Source organism: Rathayibacter sp. Leaf296 (assembly GCF_001423045.1).
In the GTDB taxonomy this organism is placed as follows: Bacteria; Actinomycetota; Actinomycetes; order Actinomycetales; family Microbacteriaceae; genus Rathayibacter; species Rathayibacter caricis.
In genome coordinates this window covers 226,187-249,195 of record NZ_LMNR01000001.1, presented here as the reverse complement: position 1 = coordinate 249,195, position 23,009 = coordinate 226,187, and the positions used below count along the sequence as shown (strand labels likewise).

The following is a 23,009-nucleotide window of genomic DNA, read 5'->3' as shown; positions in this document are numbered from 1 at the left end:
CTGTAATGCTTTCAGAGATCGCGGAGCCGAAAGGGCTGGTTGGAGGCCCATTCGGTTCTGACCTTACTTCGAGCGACTATGAGGCCGACGGGGTCCCGGTTATTCGCGGTAGCAATATGGGGTCACGCATGATTGAGGGTGAGTTCGCATTCGTATCCCAGCAAAAGTTCGAAAAGAGTCTTTGCAAGAATTCGGCAGTCGCAGGCGACCTAATTTTCACGCAACGCGGGACTCTTGGTCAGGTTTCTCAGGTGCCACCATCAAAGTACCCCATATACGTTGTCTCTCAGAGTCAGATGCGACTTCGCGTAAATCCGCAGCAATTTGACCCAACCTTCGTCTACTATGCATGTCGAAACACTCCTTTCACCAGGCAGATCCAAGACAACGCGATATCCACCGGGGTTCCGCACATCAATCTTGGCATCCTTTCCCGCCTTTCTGTACCGCGGCGCTCACTCTATGAGCAGCGAGCGATCGTGAAGGTACTGGGGGCGCTCGACGATAAGATCGCCGCGGATTTCGGGACGGCGTCAAAGCTTCGCAAACTGTCGAACCTCGAGTGGACCAATGCCCTCGCTCGGGCCGGTTCACATCTCAAGCGGCCGACAGTGGGCGAACTAATGGCGGAAGGTGCGCTTGCCTTCAGCGATGGCTACCGCACGCGGGCCGATCAGCTTGGCTCATCTGGATTCCGTATCGTGCGAGTAGCCGACATCGAGCAAGGCTTCATTTCCGTCGACAACCCCGACTTCGTCCGCTCCGAATACCTGGCGCAGATTGGTCAAAAACTGGGCTACCCGGGGGACGTATTGGTAACGACAAAGGGGACTATCGGTCGGGTCGCGGTCGTGCTGGACGTCGCCGAACCAATCGTTTATAGCCCGCAGATCTGCTTCTTTCGACCCCGCGCCGATTCGTGGCTGACATCCGCATATCTGGCAACTTGGTTGCGGAGCGAGGATTTTTCTCGACAGGCGGCATTCAGGATGCATAAAACCGACATGGCACCCTATATCAACCTTGCCGACATTCGTTCACTCGAGGTACCGAGCATCGAAGACCCTGAGAGAGACGTCCTGCTTCGCAGGCTGGACCTCAACGAAAAGTTGTCGCAAACAACCCAACGCGAATCAGTCCATCTCGCCGCCCTCCGCGACACCCTCCTCCCCGCCCTAATGTCCGGCAAGCTCCGCGTCAAGGACGCCGAGCGCGTCGTCGAGGACGTACTCTGATGGCCGGCTTCTCCGAGGCCCAGTGGGAGGAGCTCGCCCTCGACCGTCTCGGCGAGGAGCACCTGATGTGGCGCCCGCTCCGCGGCGAGCAGATCGCCCCGGGGACGGGCGAGCGCGACTCCTGGGCCGAGCTGGTCATCCGCCCGCGCCTGCTTACGGCGCTGCAGAAGCTGAACCCCACGATCCCGCCGGCCTACCTCGCCCAAGCGGCGGCTGAGATCGCGACACCCTCCTCCCAGGACGCGATCACCGAGAACCACCGGATCCATCGGTTCTTCGTCGAGGGCTACCGCCTGACGTATCTCGAGGCCGACGGCACCGAGCGCAATGTCACCGTGCGGCTCCTCGCCGCGGAGGCCGACGACAACGACTGGCTGGCGGTCAACCAGGTCACGATCCAGCAGGGCGACTTCAAGCGCCGGTTCGATCTCGTCCTTTACCTCAACGGAATGCCGGTCAGCATCCTCGAGCTCAAGCGCGCCGGCAGCGATGCGACGAAGGTCGCCGCCGCGCACGCTCAGCTGCGGACCTACCTGCGCGAGTTCCCGCTCGCGTTCCGGTTCTGCGTCTTCACCGTCGCCTCCGACGGGCTCGAGGCGCAGTACGGAACTCCCTTCACTCCGCTCAACCACTTCGCGCCCTGGAACGTCGACGAGGAGGGCACGCCGGTCGGCCGCGACGAGCGCGAGGACGACGGCAACGTCGTCACTCCGCTCGAGCGCGCCCTCGACGGCCTCTACAACCAGACGCGGTTCCTGCAGATCCTGCGGCACTACACCGCCTTCGACCAGGGCGCAGAAGGCCTCGAGAAGCGCATCGCCAAGCCGCACCAGTACTTCGCCGTGGCCAAGGCCGTCGGCCGCACGATCACCGCGGTCGACAGCAACGGCAAGGCCGGTGTCGTCTGGCACACTCAGGGGTCGGGCAAGTCGATGGAGATGGAGCTCTACACCAACCTCGTCGCCCGGCACCCGCACCTCAAGAACCCCACGGTCGTCGTCATCACCGACCGCACCGAGCTCGACGGGCAGCTCTTCTCGGGATTCGAGCGCAGCCTCCTCCTGCCCGAGAAGCCGAAGCAGGTGACCAGCCGAGCGGAGCTGCGCGAGCAGATCGGCAACCGGCTCACCGGCGGCATCTACTTCACGACGCTGCAGAAGTTCGGGCTGAACAAGGAGGAGCGCGACGCCAAGGCCTCGCACCCCCTGCTGTCCGACCGGCGCAACGTGATCGTGATCGTCGACGAAGCTCACCGCAGCCACTACGACGACCTCGACGGCTACGCCTGGCACCTGCGCAACGCGCTGCCGAACGCGACCCTGATCGCTTTCACCGGGACCCCGGTCAGCTTCGACGATCGCGACACCCGCGAGGTCTTCGGCGACTACATCGACATCTACGACCTCAGCCGCGCGGTCGAGGACGGCGCCACGGTGCCCGTCTCGTTCGAGCCGCGCCTGATCAAGGTCGAGCTCGCCGAGGGAGTGAGCCAGGAGCAGATCGATGCGGCCGCCGACGAGGCCACCGTCGGTCTCGACGAGACGGAGCGGACGCGCATCGAGCAGAGCGTCGCCGTCATCAACGCCCTCTACGGCGCCCCCGAGCGCATCGACGCCCTCGCCGCCGACGTCGTGCGGCACTGGGAGGAGCGCAGCGAGCGGATGAAGGCCGCCATCGCCTCCCCCGGCAAGGCGATGATCGTTGGGGCGACGCGCGACATCTGCGCCCGCCTCTACGCGGCGATCGTCGCTCTGAAGCCCGAGTGGCATTCCGACGACCTCGCCACCGGTCGCATCAAGGTGGTCTACTCGGGCACCCCGTCCGATGTCTCGCCCGTCGTCGAGCACGTGCGCCGCGACTCGCAGAACGCCGTCGTCAAGAAGCGGATGAAGGACGTCGATGACGAGCTCGAGCTCGTCATCGTTAAGGACATGATGCTCACCGGCTTCGATTCGCCGCCTTTGCACACGCTCTACCTCGACCGCCCGCTCAAGGGCGCGCTGCTCATGCAGACGCTGGCCCGCGTCAACCGCACCTTCCGCGGCAAGCAGGACGGCCTGCTCGTCGCCTACGCCCCGCTGGTCGACAACCTGACCGCCGCCCTCGCCGAGTACACCGCGGCGGATCAGGCCGAGAAGCCCGTCGGCCGCAACGTCGACGAGGCGGTCGGGATCGCGCTCGAGATGATCGCCGAGCTGCGCGAGCTGCTCACCGGCCACGACTGGAAGACCGAGGCGTCGTCGACGCACCCGAAGGCCTACCTCAACGCAGCCTCGGGCGCGGTGAACTTCCTCCGCTCGCGGTCGAAGTCGACCGCCGAGGGCCAGGAGGACCCGGCCGCTCGGTTCCGCGCGCTCGCGAGCAAGCTGTCGCGGGCATGGGCGCTCGCCTCGGGGGCGCAGAACCTCGCCGAGCTGCGGCCCGAGATCTCGTTCTACGAGGACGTCCGCATCTGGATGGCGAAGTTCGACGCCGAGGACCGCCACGCGAAGGGCGAGCCGATCCCCGCCGAGATCGAGCGCCTGCTCGGTCAGCTGCTGGCCCAGGCGACCGCGACCGGCGAGGTGCTCGACATCTACGACGCCGCCGGGATGCCCAAGCCGTCCCTCGACCAGCTCACCCCCGAGTTCGTCGAGAAGACGCAGAAAGCGCGCAACCCGCACCTGGCGATCGAAGCACTGCGCAAGCTCCTGGTCGACGAGTCGAACGCGGCGACCCGCAACAACGTCGTGCGCAGCCAGGCGTTCTCGGCCCGCATCGCGGAGCTGATGACGAAGTACACGAACCAGCAGCTGACCTCGGCCGAAGTCATCGCGGCCATGGTCGAACTGGCACGCGAGATCTCGGACGAGGCCGACCGCGGCAAGCGGTTCGATCCTCCGCTGAGCAGCGACGAGGTCGCCTTCTACGACGCGGTCGCGCAGAACAAGTCGGCGCTGACGCTGCAGGGAGAGGACACGCTCGCGCAGATCGCGCGCGAGCTGGTGCAGACGATGCGCCGCGACGTGCGCACCGACTGGACGGTCCGCGACGACGTCCGCGCGAAGCTCCGCTCGTCGATCAAGCGGCTCCTCGTGCGCTACCGCTACCCGCCGGACCAGCAGGCCGGCGCGATCAAGCTCGTGATGGAGCAGATGGAGTCGATGGCGCCGCGGTACGCGACGGAGCGGGAGGCGGGGCTGTGAGCGAGCAGGTCGGTGCCACGAACCGCGCCGCGAACCCGGCGACGCCGTCGCTGTCATGCTCGCTGAGATCGACTGAACCGACCACGCCCTGAGCAGATCCCACTGACCACCGCACACCACAACCACTCCGCTCCGAGCGGGCAGCCCGCCGGCTGACGACGACACACCGAAGGGGAACGACCATGACCGAGGACCAGACGACCGAGACCGCCGGTGACGCGATCGCCGTCGATGAGGCGATCGCCGTCGAGCCGATCACGCTGCAGACCGACCTCGCCGCGGAGGAGGCCGTCCACGACATCGCGAAGGCGGTCAGCGCCCGCCACACGATCGCTCGCAAGTACGTGATGAAGTTGCGGCGCAGGCGTCCTGATGCGTCGCCGGCCGAGCTGGTGCGGATGCTCGAGCGCCACTACGGCACCTCCATCACCGCCGCGGGCGCTCTGATCTCGGCGGGCACCATCGCGGCCGACGTGGGCATCGCCATGATCCCCGGGGTGGGAGCCGCTGCCGTCGGCGTGAAGAGCGTGGGGGCGCAGGCCGCGAAGAAGGCGACCAAGGAGGCGACGAAGGCCGCCGTGAAGACGGCCGCGAAGAACGTCGCCCTCGGCGCCGCGAAGTCGGGTGCGCAGCGGGCTGCGAGCCTCCTCCCCGCCGGTGACGAGCAGCTGCAATTCGAGATCACGGCGATCTTCGCGCTGGCGATCGCCGACATCCACGGGATGGACCTCGACAAGGATCAGGCGCAGGCGCTGGTCTACGGACTGACGAACGATCGGGTGGGCGGCGCTCAGATCGCGGCCATGGCGTCCGACGTCGCCGCCGTGTCCACCGGCGACGCGGTCACCGGCCCATCGACGACCGTCGAGCGCTCCGCCTGGGCGAGTACTCTCGCGAAGTCCCTCCCCGCCGGTGGCGCCCAGGACCTCGTCCAGACCATCCAGACCGGCCAGCTCGCCGGCGTCCGCGACACACTGAGCGGCAAGCAGCAGGCGGCGGTCGACTACGGAGTCGGTGCGCTGTCGGGAGGGATCGTCCGCTTCGTCTTCGGCCGCGAGGTCATCAGCGCCTCCCGCGCAGCCTTCCCGGAGGCGCCCGAGGAGTTCCCTGCGCACCTCGCCCTCTCGATCGTGATCGACGGGGAGGACGATGACTCGGAGCCGAACCGCGCCCTCGCCGCCCTCGAGGACGCGGCAAAGTCGACCGGGACCTGGGTCGCCGGCACGGCCGGCGCCGTAGGCGAAGGGGTCGCCAGTGCGGCCGGCGCGGTGTCGCGGCCGTTCCGCAGCGTCGACCTCGACGGCGACGGCATCCCGGATGAGGCTCAGGCGCTCACTGCGGTGAAGGGGGCGGCGTCGGCCGTCGCCGGCGCTGCCGACGCGGTCGGCGGCAAGGTCGCCGGCTTGTTCAAGCGCAAGCGCGACTGAACTCGTCACAGGGCCACCGCTCGACCTGCGCCCCTCGACTCAACTGGCTTGAACTGTGTGAGATCGAGGGACCGTGAGCGAGCTTCCTCTCAGCCCAGATCACTGTCCCCCCACCACGCCCTCGTCGACGTCGTGCGAATCATGCACGACAGCTCTGGTCGATGAGTCGGTCCGCCTGACTACAAGCAGAAAGTTGAATCTGGTGACGCACGAGTCGACGAACTCTCCGAAGATCGCCTTCATTCCTAGCGCAACAGTTCGACCGGTCACCTTCGTGAAGCTCAACGATCCGCTCTCCCGAGCGACGACGCTGATGAAACTGCATGACTTCTCTCAGCTCCCCGTCGTCAACGGAGGCGGCACGAGACCCGTCGGGGCGATCAGCTGGGAGTCCATCGGCCAGGCTCTGTCGGACGACCCTCGCGCGACATTGCAGGACTGCGTCGCCAGGGACGCACCGGTGATGGGCCTCGACGATGAACTGCTGACGGCCATCGAGAAGATCAACAAGACTGGTTTCGTCATCGTGACAGGGCCAAGTGGTGAGATCTCCGGGATTGTGACCAGCGCCGACCTCGGCCAGGCCCTAGCCGACATCGCACGCCCCTTCGTGCTCGTGGAACGATGCGAAGGCGAGTTGCGCAGGATCGTGGTGGAGTTACTCGACAGTGGCCCGATCTCGCGCAGCGAAATAAACGCACTGATCTCACGTCCAAAAATGACAGATTCTTCCAGCCCGAGCGACTTGACTTTCGGGGACCTCGTGGCCGTAGTGACTGCACAGAGCGTCTGGTCCGTTCTTGACACACACTACGATCGTTGTCGAGGTCAAGCAAGCGCTGGACAGCGCTTCCAAACTCCGTAACACTCTCATGCACTTCCGCAGGCGCGATGAAGATTTCGTCTCAGTATCGCGCCTGCTCCCACAGATCGCGTCAATACTCACCGCCATTCACCCCATCGCGAACGCTAATCCCCGGGGCACACGGCCCACAGAGATTCGTCAACCGTAGAAACTAGTCGATCATTATGCGTCGATTAGTAGAGTTCGGAAACTTCACCGCAGGTTGCCGCCGACCCCGAGACAGTTCGGAGAGCGGGAAGTGGTCGGCCCAGCGGAACTTCTCGATGTCTGCGCGGCCAGCTACGGTGATCAGGAAGTCAGGGGGACGATCATGGTGATCGGATATCGCGCCGTCCTGCGGCTCGACGAGTCTGCAGACGCGATCGAGGTCGCTGAACGAGCCCTCCGCGAGTGGCTCCAGTCGAAGCTTCGGAGCGGTCGCAGACGTGGCAACCTGACAACCGCGGAGTGGGACGGCGAAGGTGAGTTCGATCTCGGCGGCGGCGGTCGTCTTCTCGCCAGCCATCGAGACGATCCGATGAACAGCCGATGGCTCCGCCGGTACAGCTTCTCGGAGTCGAGTTCGGGAAGGGTCTTCGACGTCTCGGTGCTCGCGATTTCCGCGCCGACGTCCGACGGATTCACCCAGTCGCTGGTTGTCGAAGCGGGAGTCACCGACAGAAGCTCCTCCGATCCGGTCGAAGCCGTCGCACCCCCGAACATCGTCAAAGCTCTCCTTCGCAATTCGGTGGTCGTCGAGGGCCGGACTGTCCTCAGCGCCGATCCTGTGTTGATCGAGGACGATCGCGGCATCGACGAGGCCCTGGCCGCCATCACGGATCCGACGCGCCGGTGCTCGGTCATCATTGCGACCTCGGTCGAATCCGCCACGGACGATCGGTTCGCCCGGATCGTCGCGGACCTCACTCGGAAGAGCGTTGGCGTGGCGACCACCTACGTCATCAGCGCGGCCATGGCCGACTTGTTCGAGCGGCGCCTGCCCGATAGCCACGAAGTTCCTCGAGGGAGAGTCCGTACGTTCCTCCCCGGAGTGGACCTTTCGTCGAGGCAGGACGCCCTCCGCCACCGCGTGCTCGGGCCTGCGACTTTCGCGCGTGCAATCAGCGACAACGGTCACGTCGCCGAGCACCTGCAGATCACCCACGCGGCAGCCATGAAGCGGCAGTTCCTCTCACTGGGCCTTCCCGTCGACGTCCGTCAGGCACTCGACGAACTGAGCCAAGCCGAGAGCAGAGTGCACCGGCGAGCGCTGGTCGATGCGCGCGTTGCTCCGGCCGTCGCCGAATCATCGGCCGGCCCAGCAGCTGCTCCGATCGCCGCTCGAGCCTCGGTCGAGGCGGGAACGTCGTTCGAATCTCTGTTGACCTTCGCGACCGAACCGTCAAAGTCTGATGAAGTCTCTGGTTTCGGCACCGTCATTGCGAGAGCGAGTCGTCTTGTCAGCAAGTGGATTCGAGCCGAGCAGGCAGACGAGAATGCGCTCGATCGGCTCGACTCGTTCATCGAGACACGCGCGTCGGAGGTCGAGGTCGCCGAGGAGGAGCTCGGCAGGCAGGGGCGGGAGCAGGCTCTGCTCGCTGCGCAGAACGCCGAGCTGAACGAGCGGATCGATGCCGTTTTCCTCGACCTCGCCGTCGAGAGCGAGGCACTAAGACGAGCGGAGCGCGAAGCCCGTTACTTCAAGCAACAGCTCGCGGGTCTGCAGGCGTTCGACAAGCTCATCGTTCCATTAGATGCCGCGTGGGAGCCCCCGGGCTCGATGTCGGAAGTTGTCGCATGCCTGAGCGACTCGGGTGACCCCGGCCGTGGCTTCATCGCGAACCGCGTCGAGTTCTGCGGAAGTCGAGCAGACGCAGAGAATGTGGACAAGCGGGATAGCCTAGGTCAGTACTCCGCGAAAGTCTGGGAATTCGTGCATGTCCTTCATGACTATGCGGAAGCCAAGGCTGCAGGCTGGGCACGCGGCACGGTCCACATCTACTTGACGTCCGACCTCGCTCCGCAGGGCTTCAAGTGCACCCCCATCCGTCACGCGGCAACGGAAAGCGACTCGGTCCTCAGCAATCAAGCGTGGGCGCGCGAGCGGATGCTGCCCGTCCCGGGTTCAGTGGATCCATCCGGATTGGTGATGATGTCCGCCCACTTCAAGGTGTCCACCAACGACTCATTCGCTCCGCGGATGCACTACTTCGATGACACTGACCGCTCGGGGAAGATCTACATCGGCTACATCGGTCGTCATCTGACGAACACCCATTCGTGACAGACGCTCACAGACGCCTCGTCACTAGGCAGTTCCTCGGCCACCGGGTCGTCGGTGTCGGCACCCGTCAATAGGATCGAGCAACGCCGTGGCGCTCCGCGCGACGGATCGGAGGGGGACCCCGTCGGATGAACGATCTCGAGTACCGCCAGCTCATCGACCGTGCACTGGGGATGGTCGTCGACGGCCTGCTCCCGACAGTGAACAGCGTGCTCGCGCCCCACATCGGCGAGGGGGAGAACTGGACGGTCGTCCTGCAGCGGCACGACCAGGCGCATGCCGGCTCCCGACACAGTGGTCAGCGGTACGGGGAGCGCGACTTCTCCCTGCTGGTCCGGGTGCTCACGCACTCGATCGATCCGCTCGGGCGACCGTTCGAACGGGCCATCTCCCCCCTGGCCGGCGGCTGCCTGCGCCATCTGCGGCAGGTGCGCAACGATTGGGCTCACAACGAGCAGTTCGACCGAGCGAAGACCAACCGCGCCATCCTGGCTGCGCAGACCCTCTTGCAGGAAGTCGCGATGGACCACATGGCCGAGGAGTTGGGCGAGGTGCGCCTCCGGATCCTGGCGGAAGCCGACAGCGCCACCGTCGAGCGGTCAACTGCCGCGCAGGACGAGGTGCCGGCAGCGAACGAACCCGCGCCGGGCGGCGTGGGCGAGAACGGCCGGTCGGTCGTCGAGATCGGAGCGACCACCACCGGAGCCCTCGCAGCGACCACGACCCCCGACTCCGAACCCGCCTCCCCCGAGGACACGCCGGACAGCGCCGACCCGATTCGGGTCGACGCACCAGCCCTCACGATCGAGATCGACGCTCATGACGAGCTCTCCTACGCGATGGCGAACGCACGCATCCAACCGGTCACCCGGATCCTCGTCCGCAACTCCGGCGAGGAGCTCCGCGGCGCGTCGCTCGACCTCGAGGTCGTCGATGCCAACGGCTCACTCGGAGGGCCGCGGACGATCCGCCTCGACCTCGCGGCCGGCCAGGACAAGCCGCTCGAGAACGTGTCGTTGACCCTCGATCCCGGCCGCATGCTCGCCGTCGAGCAGCGTCGACCGGGGAGCATCCGCGCGACACTGCGCACCGCCGACGGCGATCGTCTCGCCGAGGCCTCCATCGACGTGACCGTCCTCGCGGCGAGCGAGTGGAAGGCACGGCCGCTCCAGCTCGGGCTCGAGCTGCTCTCGTCCTTCGTGCAGCCGAACGCCGCGGTGGTCGGCGCGGTTCTGCGCGACGCAGCGGAGCGACTGGGCGCGGCGACGGGTCGCTCCGACCTCGACGGATACCAGAGCCAGAGCGAGGAGCGCGTCGACAGCATCGTCGAGGCGGTGTGGGACTCGATCCGCTCGCGCGGCATCGCCTACACCGAGCCGCCTGCCAGCTGGGGAGAGGACGGCCAGAAGGTCCGCACCCCGGCCGACGTGCTCGACGGGCGCCTCGGCACCTGCCTCGATCTGACCCTGACTCTCGCAGCGGCGCTGGAGCAGGCGGGGATCAACAGCACACTATGGCTCCTCCCCGGGCACATCTTCCTCGGATACTGGCGGGTCGAATCGACCCTCGGTACAGCGGGTTCGCTCGACGCCAGCACCGCCGTGAACTACGCCGACATGGATCGGATCCGCGTCGTCGAGACGACCATGCTCACCGGCGACTCCCGAACGATCGCGCAGGCGCAGCAGACCGCCCGCTCGTACCTCGCAACGGGGAGTGCCGGGCTGCTCGGCGTCGCGGACGTGCGGGAGGCGCGCAACAGCGGCCTCTACCCGCTGCCGAGCCGATCCGTCGACGCCCGAGGCGCTGTCACCGTCCACGAATACACCCCGGCGGGGTCGGAGTTCGTCTTCGACTTCGGCGGCGAGAACCGCGGTCGGCGCCGCGAGGTCGCAACCGGACCCGCGCGTGTCGCCACGTGGAAGAACGCCCTGCTCGACCTCAGCCTCCGGAACCGGCTGATCAACTACACGAACCGCGCGGGCTTCTCCCTGGCTGTGCCCGGAGCGGACCTCGCCCGCTTCGAGGACATCGTCAACCGTGCGGCACCGGTGCAGCTGGTCGCGTCCGACGACATCCCCGAGATCGAGCGCGAGCGCGGCATCCGCTACGGGCGGGAGATGCCCGAGCAGTCCCGCACCGAGATGCTGTTCGGCAAGAAGCGGGTCTTCGTCGACGTCACGACCGCGACATACACCGACAAGCTCCGCAAGTTCGCCGCGTCGGCCAAGACGATCGTGGAGGAGACCGGCGCGAACAACCTCTACCTCGCCTTCGGCACGCTCGTCTGGACCCTCGACCATCGCGAGCTGCGCTCTCCCATGGTCCTCGTGCCGGTCACGATCAAGGAGACCTCGCGCGGCTCCGTCTTCACGATCACGCTGGACGAGTCGGGCTCGTCGACACCCAACTTCTGCCTCATCGAGAAGCTGCGGGTGAGTCTCGGTCTCGACCTGCCGGGGCTCGCCGCGCCCGCCGAAGACGAGTCGGGCATCGACCTGCGGGTCGCCTTCGACTCCGTCCGAGCGACCCTCGCCGAGCGCGGTCTGCCGTTCCGCGTCGAGGAGACGGTCGACCTCGCCGTGCTTCAGTTCGCGAAGTACCGGCTCTGGAAGGACCTCGACGAGCAGTGGGAGACGCTGGCGAAGAGCCCGCTGGTCTCGCACCTGATCAATTCGCCGCTCGAGCCGTTCGAGGACCCGGCCGGGGAGGATCTCACGCTGGATCTCGACGCCCTGGCCGCCGCCGTTCCCGTGCCGGCCGACGCGTCGCAGCTCGAAGCGGTCGCCGCGGCGGTCGCCGGCAAGACCTTCGTGCTCGAAGGCCCTCCTGGAACCGGCAAGTCGCAGACGATCACGAACCTCCTCGCACGGGCCCTCGCGGAGGGCAAGCGGGTCCTCTTCGTCGCCGAGAAGCGCGCGGCGCTCGACGTCGTGAAGCGGCGGCTGGAGGAGGTCGGGCTGGGGCCGTTCTGCCTCGATCTGCACGACAAGGGCGCACGGCCGGCGGAGGCGCGCGCTCAGATCCGTGCGGCCCTGGACTTCTCGGTCCGGCCCGACAAGCAGGGCTTCGAATCCAAGCAACTGGTGGTGGAGTCGACTGCTCGGGGACTCCGGAAGTACGCCGACAGGGTCCACGACGAGAACGGAGCAGGTTTCTCGCTGTACGAGGCGCGCCAGCGCGAGGTACTCGCGGAGGAGCACGTGCGCCCTCTCGAGGTGCCGCTGCCACTCGTCGAGAACGGAACCTCCGAGCAGTTCGATCGCATCCGGCAGGCGCTGCGGTTCCTCTCCGACGCATCGGATGCCGCACGCCCTCGGCGCGGCCACCCCTGGTCGTTCGTCTCGCCGACCCGGCTCGCTCCCGGGCTCGCGGAGCAGCTCGCGCCGGCATCGGACGAGCTCGACGCCGCCCTCGCCGACCTCGACCGCCTCGGTTTCCCGACTGCCGGGCTCTCGAGCGCCTCGGACCCTGCCGTGCTGGCGCCCGCGATCCGTCTCACCGAGGCCGAGCTCCGGCCCGCGTCCGTGCTCGACCAGTTCGTCGATCCCGGCTGGGATGCGCACTTCGCGAGCACGCAGGACGAACTGCTGCGGCTCGCCCCGACGCACTTCGACGTGCTCGACACGGTGCGGGAGGCTGTGCTCGATGGCGACCTCTTCGGCCTCCGAGCATCGGCGGTCGCAGCAAATGAAGCCGGACTGCTCTCGCGGAAGCGGCTGAGACGCGGCGTCAGGGATTGGCTCACCCCCTATCTCCGGGTCGACCCCGAGAGCGTTCCGCTCGACGGTCTCGTCCCCCTGATCGATCGACTCCTCGAAGCCCATCGGTACGCGGAACATCTGCGCGGGCGCGTGCAGCAGATCCCCGCACCGCTGGCACCTGCGGGTTGGAGCCCGTTCGACGGCGATGCCCTCCGAGCCATCGCCGACGAGATCGAGGTCCTGCGGCGACTGCGGCGACTCGTGGTCGACGGTGAAGGAGCGAACGACGTCGTCGATCGCGACCTGCTGCGTCAGGTGTACCGACGGTCCGACCGGGTCGAACTCGGGGCCGCACTGCTGCGCTTCGGAGACGCGTACCGAGCCGTGCTCTCGCTCGCTGGCGCGCCCTCGACGGAACTGAACGAGTGGGCTGACGGCCTGCCCGTCCTCGAGCGCTGGCGCGCGTCGGCCGTCGAGCGCGGAACGGGTCGGACGGCGGTCAGGTCGCTGCAGGCCTGGCTGACCCTCCTGGAACAGCTCGAGCCCCTCCGCGCGGCCCTGATGACGACCGCGCGGAAGCACTACCTCGAGGGCACGGAGCCGGCGGACGAGGCTCTGCTCGCCTTCGAGAAGGGCCTGGCATCCGCCTCAGTGGCGGAACGCCTCGCCGGGACCGAGCTCGACAGCTTCGAGACCTCTGCGCACGAGCGGCTGCTCGGTCGCTACACGACCGGCGCGAGCGCCGTCCGCGACGAGCTCCCGCGAATCATCCCCGCGCAGGTGCTGGCCCGCCGCGATCTGAGCTCCGTCCCGACCTCGATGATGGGCGGCCTCAAGCGCCAACTCGAGTACAAGCTGCGCGGCATGAAGGTCCGGAAGCTGATGGAGGAGTTCGGCCCGCTGATCACGCAGATCGCTCCCTGCACGCTGATGAGTCCGGAATCCGTCGCGCGGTTCCTCCCCGTCGATTCCGACCTCTACGACATCGTCGTCTTCGACGAGGCATCGCAGGTCCGCGTCGCGGACGCGGTCGGTGCTCTCGGACGCGCACGGAGTGCGGTCATCGTCGGCGACAGCAAGCAGATGCCGCCGACGAGCTTCGCCGAGACCGGGGCCGCCGACGACGAGGCGGCAGCCGCCGAGACCGTCGTCGACGAGGAGTCGATCCTCTCTGAGGCGTCGCAGGCCCGCGTGCCCTCGCGCTGGCTGTCGTGGCACTACCGCAGTCAGGACGAGCGGCTGATCGCCTTCAGCAACAGCCGGTACTACGACAGCCGGCTCTCGTCGTTCCCGACTCCGCACGACGGCGACACCGGGGCCGGTCACGACGGCTACGGCATCTCGTTCGTCCGGGTGGCGGGCTCGTTCATCCGCACAGGGCGCGGCAAGGCGCTGCGGACCAACCCTGCCGAAGCAGAGGCCATCGTGGCCGAGGTCCACCGGCGCTTCGAGGCCTCGCCCGAGGAGATCCCGTCGCTCGGCATCATCACGTTCAACGCTCAGCAGCGCGATCTGATCGACGGGATGCTGCGCGGATCCACCGACGCACGGGTCGCCCAGTCGCTCGACGTGTCGGACGGTCTCTTCGTCAAGAACCTCGAGAACGTGCAGGGCGACGAGCGCGACGCGATCCTCTTCTCGGTCGCGTTCAGCGCGAACGACAAGGGCGTGGTGCCGCTGCAGTTCGGGCCGCTGACCCGCGCCGGCGGCGAGCGGCGCTGGAACGTCGCCGTCACACGAGCGCGGCGTCAGGTGGTCCTCTACTGCAGCTTCGACCCGGCCGAGCTGCGCGCCGACGAGACGCAGTCGGTCGGAGTGAAGCACCTCAAGGCGTACCTGCAGATCGCGCAGGCCGGCTTCGGAGCGGCGGACGGCTCCCTCGATCGGGCGTCGCTCCCGGATGCGCACCGCGATGAACTCGCGGGCGCACTGATCGAGGCGGGGCTCTCCGCGCGGGCCGACATCGGACTGTCGGAGTTCCGCGTCGACGTCGCGCTGTCGACCGTCGAGGAGCCCGATCGACCGCTCGTCGCCGTGCTGCTCGACGGTCCGTCCTGGCGTCGACGCCGGACGGTCAGCGACAGGGACGGGCTTCCCGAGTCGGTGCTGAAGAACGCGATGGGCTGGCCGGCCGTCGAACGCGTCTGGCTGCCGGAGTGGCTCGCGGATCGCGACGCCGTGATCACGCGTCTGCGGGCGGCGGTCGATCGCGCCGAGGCAGAGGTGCGGGAGCGGCGGGAGCTCGAAGCGGCGCGCGTCGCAGCGGCCGTGCCGGCGCCGGTCGCGCCTCCGTTGGAGCTCGCGCCCGACGACGAGGCGGCGGAACGGGAGGACGACGTGCTGCTCGTCCGCAGTACGTCGTCCCTGTACCTTCCGCCGACCGTCGAGAGGTTCCCCTCTCGGGACACCGAGCGCTCCCTGGTTCAATACACCGGGCTCCCCCTCATCGACGGAGCAGCCGGATCATCCGCTGTCGACAGGACGACCGGAGAGATCGGCTACACCAGCTGGCCCGCACGCACCGTCGGCACTCTCGAGCTGCTCAACGCACTGCCGTCGCCGGAGCCGACGCGCCTGATCGCCGACCTGGTGGTTCAGATCGTGGAGGCCGAGGGGCCGATCCACGAGATGCGTGCCGCGAAGCTCGTCGCCGGGGCGTTCGGGCTTCTCAAGGTCCACGGCGCCCGCTCCGACAGCATCCTCCGCTGCTTCCCGGAGGAGCTGCGCCGGGCGGACGATCCGGGCTTCCTCTGGGCAGCCGGACAGGAACCGCACTCGCACCGCACCGCTCGCCTCCGGGCGTACGTGGCGGTCGATCGGATCTACGAGCACATCGACCCGTTCGAGGCGATCAACGCCGTCGCTCTGTGCGTCCGCTCCGCTCCCGGCATCGACCACCTCGCCCTGGTGCGGGCGACGATGTCGTTCCTCGGCATCCAGCGGATGACGGACAACATCCGGGCGCTGGTCGAGGAGACGACCGCGGCGGCGGTCGCAGCGGGTCGGATCACGCAGACCGGCCTGGGCACCTACCTCCCGAGCTGACTCGACTGAGTTGCCCGAGAATGCTGGACGTCGGCCTGAAGACCAGCATTCTCGGGCACCTGAGCCGCACCTCGGAGTGACCGCGCCGACACTCCGACCATGCTCCTGAGGGCGCGCCTCACCGACGTGATCTCGCGTCAGATGGGTGCCGTTCTCCGCCACCTGTCGGAGACGCCACCGGGTCGCTCGTGCAGGACTTACGCATTCCGCGCATCGGCCGATCCCGGCGATGGCGCGGAAGTGCAGCCCTCATAGAGGGCCCCGCGGGCTAATGAGCACCCGATCCTGAGAACTCTGTGAGCGCAGGATGACCGCCTCCTGACATCCCCCCGAGAAGGGGCACAAGCACCCCTCCGCCGCGTGCCTTCTTAGGGGGACAAGGCCCCTCCTGCCACGACCGTATCTTCGTATCCGCTCAGCTCGGACGGTCCGGTGAGCCTTCCGGGGGTCGGGTCATGACGGCAGTGCGCGCACCCCGGCGCCGCCTCGACGACCGCCCTCGGCATCGGCGCGGCGCGTCCCGACGCCGGGCCGCGCTCACGGTCGTCCTCGCGCTCCTCGCCGCGGTGCTCGTCGTCGGGCCGACGCAGAATGCCCAGGCCGCGACCATGCTCCTGCAGGAGGGGTTCGGCGGCACGAGCGTCGTCGATCCGGCCTGGCAGGCACTCGACAACGCCTGCATCACGCGGGCGACCGTCGCTCCCCCGGCGGGCACGTCCAACCTCGGGGTCTGCGCGAATCGGGAGCAGGCGCCCCGCCCCGCCACCACGCCGGGCTTCCTGCAGCTCACCGACACCCGCGGGAACGCGCGCGGCGGCGCCGTCTTCAACCGTCCGATCCCCGCGACCGGCGGCCTCGACGTGCAGTTCGATCAGTACCAGTACCAGGCGGTGCTCGGCCTCCAGGGGGCCGACGGCATCGGCTTCTTCCTGACCGACGGCTCGCGCAACCTCACGTCGGCGGGGGCTCCCGGCGGCTCCCTCGGCTACGGGCAGTCCGCGACGTTCGACGGGGTCAACGGCGGGTATCTGGGCATCGGGCTCGACGTCTTCGGCAACTTCTCCTCGCGCCCCCCGACGGCACCCGAGGTCGGTCTGGGAACCGGATGCGCCGCGACGCCGACCGCTCCGGGCTCCACACCGAACCGCATCGTCGCCCGCGGGCCCGGACAGGGGAAGACGGGCTACTGCTACATCCAGGGCACTCCGGTACCCACGGGGCTCGCCGGCCTCCGACCCACGCTCAATCTGGGCGACACCGGCGCGCCACTGGCCAGCGCCGGCCGCACCATCCGCGTGACCGTCTCGCCCGCGACGTTCCCCGTGGTGACCGTCTTCTACGGCGCCTCCGCAGGCATGGCCGCCTCTCAGCTCACGCAGGCCATGCAGTTCACGATGACGACGGCGGCTCCGCTGACCTACAAGCTCGGCTTCACCGCCTCGACCGGCGGCTCCTCCGACACGCACCTGATCCGCAACGTCTCGGTGTCCACCATCAACAACCTCGACGACATCTCGCTCGTCAAGCAGATCGACCGCACCACGACGCAGCCCGCGACCTACTCCGAGGGGTCGATCATCCGCTATCAGTTCGTGGTCACCAACGGCTCGGTCAACGGCACGCTCAGCAACGTCGCCGTCGCCGACCCGAAGGTCCCTGCGATCAGCTGTCCGACGACGACACTCGCTCCCCTCGCCACGGTCACCTGTACGGGGAGCCATACGGTGACCGCGGCCGAGGCCGTGGTCGGCACTCTCGTCAACACGGCGACGGCCTCCGCCACGAAGACGGTGCCGGGTCCGATCGTGACGTCCGTCACGAGTGCGCCGTCCACCGTCACCGCCCCCATCACCACACCCGCCCCCGTGATCACCCTCGCCAAGACCGGCGCGCTCGCCGACACCAACGGCAACACCCGGGCCGACGTCGGCGAGACGGTCACCTACTCCTTCGTCGCCCGCAACACGGGCAACGTGACGCTGACCGGAGTCGCGGTCACCGACCCGAAGGTCGCCGGCATCACGCCGACCACCGCGCAGATCGCACCGGGCGGGCAGGCGACCTTCACCTCCGCCCCGTACACGGTGACGCAGGGCGACATCAACGCGAACACGGCGCTCACCAACACGGCGACGGTCAGCGGGCGTACGCTCGCGGCGACTCCGACGACCGTGACGGCCACCAGCACCGCCACGACACCCATCCGCTACGCCCCCGGGCTCACCCTCACCAAGGACGGGACGCTCACCGGCACCGCCGTCGTCGGCGCGCGGATCGACTACTCCTTCACCCTGACCAACTCCGGCAACGTGCCGCTCACCGCCGTCAGCATCGCCGACCCGCGGGCGACGGTGACCTACGGCGGCTGGCCGGGCACCGCGAACACGCTCGGAGTCGCGCAGACGGTCACCGCGACGGCGAGCTACGCGATCACGCAGGCCGACATCGACGTGGGCAGCGTGCTCAACACCGCGACCGCGACGGGCACGCCGACGAGCGGAGCGGCCGTCACGTCCACCGCGTCCAAGACCGTCGCGCTCACCCGCACCAACGACCTCGCCTTCACCAAGACGGCGAACCCGTCGTTCATCAGCGCGGCCGGCACCGTCATCACCTACACGTTCCGCGCCACGAACACCGGCAACACCACCCTCACGAGCGTCGCGATCAGCGACCCGAAGGCCGGGCTCTCGACGATCACCCCGACCTGGCCGGGCACCGCCGGCCGCCTCACTCCGGGGCAGATCGTCACTGCCACCGCCACGTACACGACCACCGCGGCCGACGTGACGGCCGGCACGATCGCGAACACGGCGACCGTCACCGCGACTCCGCCCACGGGCCCGGCCTTCACGCGCACCGCCTCCGTGGCGATCACGGTCGTGCCCGACCCGGTCGCCGACTCCGTGACGGTCGTGCAGGGCGGCTCGGTCGTGATCGACGTGCTGGCCAACGACGGGGCGGTCGCCACCGGCGCCACGTTCTCGCGGGCGCAGCTCTCGGCGACTCCCAAGAGCATCGGAGGCGCCGCGTCACCCGCGCCCGCCACTCCCGTGCAGGGGTCGGTCACCTGCGTCGACACCGGAGCGACGCGCGGCCAGTGCACCTACCGGCCCATCGCCGCGTACGTCGGCACCGACGTCTTCGACTACGCGCTGCAGAGCACCTACGGCACCTGGAACGTGCGCGTCACGGTGACGGTCACCGCGGTCAACCACGCGCCCGTCGCCCGCGCCGACCGGGCGGTCGCGATCACCGGAGGCGCGCCCGTCGCGATCTCGCCGCTCGCCAACGACACCGACGAGGACCCGGGCACGACGCTCACCTTCACGGCGCAGACCCCCGCCCGCGGCACGCTCTCGTGCACCACGACCTGCACCTACACGCCGCCCGGCGGCGGCTTCACCGGCCCGGTCGTGATCCCGTACACGGCGAGCGACGGCGCACTCACCGCGGCGTCCACGATCACCGTGTCCGTCGATCCGCAGCCCCTCACCCGCCGCGGCTTCACCGACACCGAGGTGACCAGCGGAGCCGTGAGCCTGGGCACGTGGACGCGCTCGGCCGTCGTCGCTACGCCCGTCGCGAGCTGCACGGCGAACCGGCCCACGGTGCTCGTCTCGTGGGCGGCCGTGGCGGGAACGACCGGCTGGACGCTCGAGCGCCGCACGTCCGGCACGACGCCCGGACCGTGGACCGTCGTCGCGACTCCCACAGCCGCGGCCACGTCGTTCACCGACGACAGGGTCGGCGAGGGCCGCGGCTACCAGTGGCGGATCCGCCCCGACCTGCAGCGCTGGCTCGGCGTCGCGTCGCCCGCCTCGACCGCCGTGACCACCCCGGCCGTCGTCTCGGCGAGGGGCTGCTGATGCCCGCTCGCCCCCTGAAGCTTCCCTCTGCGCAGTCCTGCGAAAGGGAGACCACGCCCGCACCGGGCACTGACCAGAGAGGAACGGTCGCCATGACCTCCGCAGCACCCCGACCCACCCGCACGACCCCGTGGAAGAAGATCGCCCTCACCGGAGGTGTCCTGCTCGCCGCAGGAGCGCTCGCCGGCGCCGGCGCCTTCGCCGTCTTCACCGACTCCGACACCGCCGAGACGACCGTCGACGCCGGTCAGCTCGACATCGTCGCCACCGGCGACTGGACGATCACCGACATCGCCCCCGGCGACACGGTGCAGCGCCCGCTGCTGATCGAGCTGCCGAACGCGACCAACGACGGAGACCTCGTCGAGTCCGTCCGCTTCTACCAGGAGGTCACGGCCCAGACCCTCGGCACGGACGACCCGGCGCTGGCCGGGCTCGGCGAGTCGCTCGTCACCGGAGCCGACGGCCTCGACTACCGCCTGCTCACCTGCTCGGTCGCCTGGACGACCTCGACCGCGCCGACCGGCCCGTACACCTGCGGCGGCGACACCACCGTGACCTCCCAGGGCAAGCTGTCGACCATCGGCGGCCTCGCGAACGCGATCGACTTCGGCCCGGCCGACTTCGGCCTGACCCCGACCACCGAGGGCACCTTCCCGTCCGACACCGGCACCGGCGCGACCCTGAACTCGCTCGTCGAGCTCGTGCTGCCCACGGCCGCCGACAACGACTACGAGAACGCCGCGGCGACCATCCAGTACACCGCCGCTGCGATCCAGCGCGACGGCATCCAGAAGTAGCACCCCGTCCGCGCCCGGCCCCCGTGGTCGGGCGCGGACCCCCTCCTCTTTCCTTTCGGAGTCACCATGCACCCCGCCCGCGCGCTCGGCGCCGTCCTCGCGACGGTCCTCCTCGCGCCCGCGGTGGTCCTCCTCGCGCCCGCGGCGAGCGCCGAGCAGCGCGACGTCCTCGACGTGCGCGAGCGCTCCTCCTCGCCCGTCGCCCTCGCCGATCTGGCGCCCGGCGACTCGTCGGAGTGGGCCGCCGAGGTGACCAACACCGACTCGGTCGGCCACGCGCTCACCGTCGGCTTCGACTCCGAGGGGCCCCTGCTCACCGCTCCTGGCGGGCTCCGCCTCGCCGTCGACCTCTGCGACGCGCCCTTCGACTCCACTCCGCTGCCCACTCCCGAGGGCCGCACCGTCGAGCGCTTCACCTGCGCCTCGGGCGACGTGCCGCTCGGATCCGGACCCGCCGCCGGGCTCGGCCGGCTCGAGACCGCCCGCCCGATCGCCGAGGGTGCGACCGTCGGCGTCCGGGTGCGCGTGGCGTTCCCGGAGTCGGCGGGGAACGCGCTCGAGGACGCGGACGGGTCGCTCCGGGTCGTGTTCTCGGTGGCGGGGGCGGCGGAGCCGGGCGGGCCGGGTGTCGGGGGGCCTGGGGCTGGTGGGCCCGGCGCTGGTGGGCCCGGCGCCGGGGGGCCTGGCGCCGGCGGTCCCGGTGCTGGCGGTCCCGGTGCTGGGGAACCTGCCGCTGACTCCGGAGTCGCCTCCCCCGACTCCCCCGCGCGTCCCGGTGGCCTCGCCGTCACCGGACGCGACCTCGGCGCCGCGCTGCTCGGAGCCCTCGTCGCCCTCGCGGCCGGACTCCTGCTCGCCCGCCGCCGCCGGGAGGACCCCGCGTGATCCGCCGCCTCCTCCGCGCCCTCGCCGGCGTGCTCGTCACCCTGCTCGCCGTCGCGGGCGTCGCCGCGTTCGCCCTGTCGGCGCTCGGAGTGATCCGCCTGGTGCCCGTGCTCTCGAACTCGATGGCGCCCGGCATTCCCGTCGGATCCCTCGCCGTCACCCTCCCCTCCGCGCAGGCCGAGATCCGCGCCGGCGACGTGATCGTGTTCACCGACCCGACCGCGTCCTCGCGCCGGGTCATCCACCGGGTGACCCTCGTCTACTCCGAGGCGGACGCCGCGCAGCTGCGCGACCGCCAGCCCGGCCAGCTCGCCCTGACCACGAAGGGCGACAACAACGCCTCCGCCGACCCGTGGATCCTGACCATCGGCGACTCCCGCGTCTGGCGCGAGGAGGCCGTCGTGCCGCTGCTGGGCTGGCCGGCCCTCGCGCTGACGACCCCGGAGGCGCGCTTCGCCCTGTTCGCGGGCGGCGGCGCGCTCGTGGTCGCCGCGGTGCTGCTCGTCATCTGGCGTCGGCCCGCGGGCGGGGTGGGCGACGCGGAGGCGGGTGCTGCGGAGGCGAGTTCCGCGCGGGCGGGTTCCGCGCAGACGGGTACCGCGCAGGCCGATACCGCGCGGGCCGATACCGCGCGGGCGATCGCCGACGACGCCGGAAGCGCAGAGCCGAGCGCCCCGAATGCGGTCACTGCCGACGCGAGCGCCGCGCACCTCCCCACGCGCTCCGGAGCCGCCTCGTGACCCGCGCCGCCCACCGCGCTGCGCGCGTCCGCCCCCCGCGCCGCCACCGCACCCTGCTCGCCGCCGGACTCGCGACCGCGCTCGTCCTCGCCGGAACCGCCACCGCCACCGCCCTGTTCACGTCGCGCGACTCCGTCCAGGCCCGCACGAGCTCCGGAGTCGTCACCCTCTCGTTCACCGCGACCACCGCCACCACCGTCCCGGTCGCCGTCACCGGACTCGTCCCCGGAGGCACCGCCCGCCGCCTCGTCGACCTCACGAACGCCGGCTCCGTCGCCGTCTCGGCCCTGCAGCTCGAATCAGCGGCGCCCGTGATCGGCGCGAGCCCCTCCGACGGCCTGCAGATCGCGCTGGACCGCTGCTCCCAGCCCTGGTCCTCCGACGGCGCGACCTGCGGCGGCACGATCACCGCGGTCTCCCCCGACCGTCCCGCCACCGCCCGGATCGACCTGCCCGCCTCCCCCGCCCTCGCGAACGGAGTGACGGATCACCTCCGCCTGACCCTGCGGCTCCCCGAGTCGGCCCCCTCCGCCGCCCAGGGCACCACCGGCTCGATCACCCTCACCGCCGTCGGCGTCCAGCGCCCCGGCCGCCACGTCTGACCCGCATCCCGTCCTGCCCTTCCGCCCTTCCGCAGAAGTTGCGGTAACCGCGCGCCTCTCCCGCAACTACTGGAGAAGCAGCACGAGGCGAGCGGCGACGCACTCCACCGCCCGCCCCCCTTGCTCCGCACTTCCGCAGAAGTTGCGGTAACCGCCCGCCCTCCCCGCAACTACTGGAGAACCGCTGCACGGCGGGAACCCCGGCTCCTCGGGCACCCCGGCTCCCCCGCCCTTCCGCAGAAGTTGCGGTAACCGCGCGCCCCTCCCGCAACTACTGGAGAAGCAGCACGAGGCGAGCGGCGGAACACTCCACCGCCCGCCCCCTGTTCCGCACTTCCGCAGAAGTTGCGGTAACCGCGCGCGACTCCCGCAACTAGTGGAGAAGCGCC

At 69.3% G+C, this 23,009-nt stretch carries 11 protein-coding genes; all 11 read left to right on the top strand.

Features of this window, described 5'->3' with window-relative positions:
- Nucleotides 1–5 precede the first annotated feature (5 nt).
- On the top strand, nucleotides 6–1,235 hold the full coding sequence (locus ASF46_RS18665) for a restriction endonuclease subunit S (RefSeq protein WP_082485104.1): 1,230 nt from the start codon (nucleotides 6–8) through the stop codon (nucleotides 1,233–1,235).
- Nucleotides 1,235–4,420, top strand: a complete 3,186-nt coding sequence (locus ASF46_RS01060) for a type I restriction endonuclease subunit R (protein WP_056866058.1) — start codon at nucleotides 1,235–1,237, stop codon at nucleotides 4,418–4,420. The genes ASF46_RS18665 and ASF46_RS01060 overlap by 1 nt, the downstream gene beginning before the upstream one ends.
- 182 nt (nucleotides 4,421–4,602) lie before the next feature.
- On the top strand, nucleotides 4,603–5,847 hold the full coding sequence (locus ASF46_RS01055; protein WP_235576818.1) for a hypothetical protein: 1,245 nt from the start codon (nucleotides 4,603–4,605) through the stop codon (nucleotides 5,845–5,847).
- A 202-nt stretch (nucleotides 5,848–6,049) separates the two neighbouring features.
- Complete coding sequence (locus ASF46_RS01050) at nucleotides 6,050–6,712, top strand: CBS domain-containing protein (RefSeq protein WP_162240147.1); 663 nt, start codon at nucleotides 6,050–6,052, stop codon at nucleotides 6,710–6,712.
- 238 nt (nucleotides 6,713–6,950) lie between these two features.
- Nucleotides 6,951–8,975 carry a hypothetical protein gene (locus ASF46_RS01045; RefSeq protein ID WP_056866056.1) on the top strand — a complete coding sequence of 675 codons (2,025 nt, stop codon included), beginning with the start codon at nucleotides 6,951–6,953 and terminating at the stop codon, nucleotides 8,973–8,975.
- Between the two features lie 128 nt (nucleotides 8,976–9,103).
- A complete protein-coding gene (locus ASF46_RS01040) occupies nucleotides 9,104–15,724 on the top strand; it encodes a DUF3320 domain-containing protein (RefSeq protein WP_056866055.1) in 6,621 nt (2,206 codons plus the stop codon).
- Nucleotides 15,725–16,179: 455 nt separating this feature from the next.
- The gene (locus tag ASF46_RS01035; RefSeq protein ID WP_056866054.1) at nucleotides 16,180–19,593 is read left to right on the top strand and encodes an Ig-like domain-containing protein; all 3,414 of its coding nucleotides are present in this window, start codon (nucleotides 16,180–16,182) and stop codon (nucleotides 19,591–19,593) included.
- 92 nt (nucleotides 19,594–19,685) lie between these two features.
- Nucleotides 19,686–20,393: a TasA family protein gene (locus ASF46_RS01030; RefSeq protein ID WP_056866053.1), complete on the top strand. Its 708-nt coding sequence runs from the start codon at nucleotides 19,686–19,688 to the stop codon at nucleotides 20,391–20,393.
- Between the two features lie 66 nt (nucleotides 20,394–20,459).
- On the top strand, nucleotides 20,460–21,278 hold the full coding sequence (locus ASF46_RS19525; protein ID WP_056866052.1) for a hypothetical protein: 819 nt from the start codon (nucleotides 20,460–20,462) through the stop codon (nucleotides 21,276–21,278).
- Entirely contained in the window at nucleotides 21,275–22,018 is a 744-nt protein-coding gene (locus tag ASF46_RS01020) for a signal peptidase I (protein WP_056866051.1), read from the top strand. The genes ASF46_RS19525 and ASF46_RS01020 overlap by 4 nt, the downstream gene beginning before the upstream one ends.
- On the top strand, nucleotides 22,015–22,620 hold the full coding sequence (locus tag ASF46_RS01015; RefSeq protein WP_056866050.1) for a hypothetical protein: 606 nt from the start codon (nucleotides 22,015–22,017) through the stop codon (nucleotides 22,618–22,620). Before ASF46_RS01020 ends, ASF46_RS01015 begins: the two co-directional genes overlap by 4 nt.
- The last annotated feature ends 389 nt before the right edge of the window (nucleotides 22,621–23,009 follow it).

Coding starts and splice junctions, on each gene's coding strand:
- ASF46_RS01030 (WP_056866053.1), top strand. CDS start 19,686: ATGACCTCCGCAGCACCCCGACCCACCCGCACGACCCCGTGGAAGAAG.
- ASF46_RS19525 (WP_056866052.1), top strand. CDS start 20,460: ATGCACCCCGCCCGCGCGCTCGGCGCCGTCCTCGCGACGGTCCTCCTC.
- ASF46_RS01060 (WP_056866058.1), top strand. CDS start 1,235: ATGGCCGGCTTCTCCGAGGCCCAGTGGGAGGAGCTCGCCCTCGACCGT.
- ASF46_RS01040 (WP_056866055.1), top strand. CDS start 9,104: ATGAACGATCTCGAGTACCGCCAGCTCATCGACCGTGCACTGGGGATG.
- ASF46_RS18665 (WP_082485104.1), top strand. CDS start 6: ATGCTTTCAGAGATCGCGGAGCCGAAAGGGCTGGTTGGAGGCCCATTC.
- ASF46_RS01055 (WP_235576818.1), top strand. CDS start 4,603: ATGACCGAGGACCAGACGACCGAGACCGCCGGTGACGCGATCGCCGTC.
- ASF46_RS01035 (WP_056866054.1), top strand. CDS start 16,180: ATGACGGCAGTGCGCGCACCCCGGCGCCGCCTCGACGACCGCCCTCGG.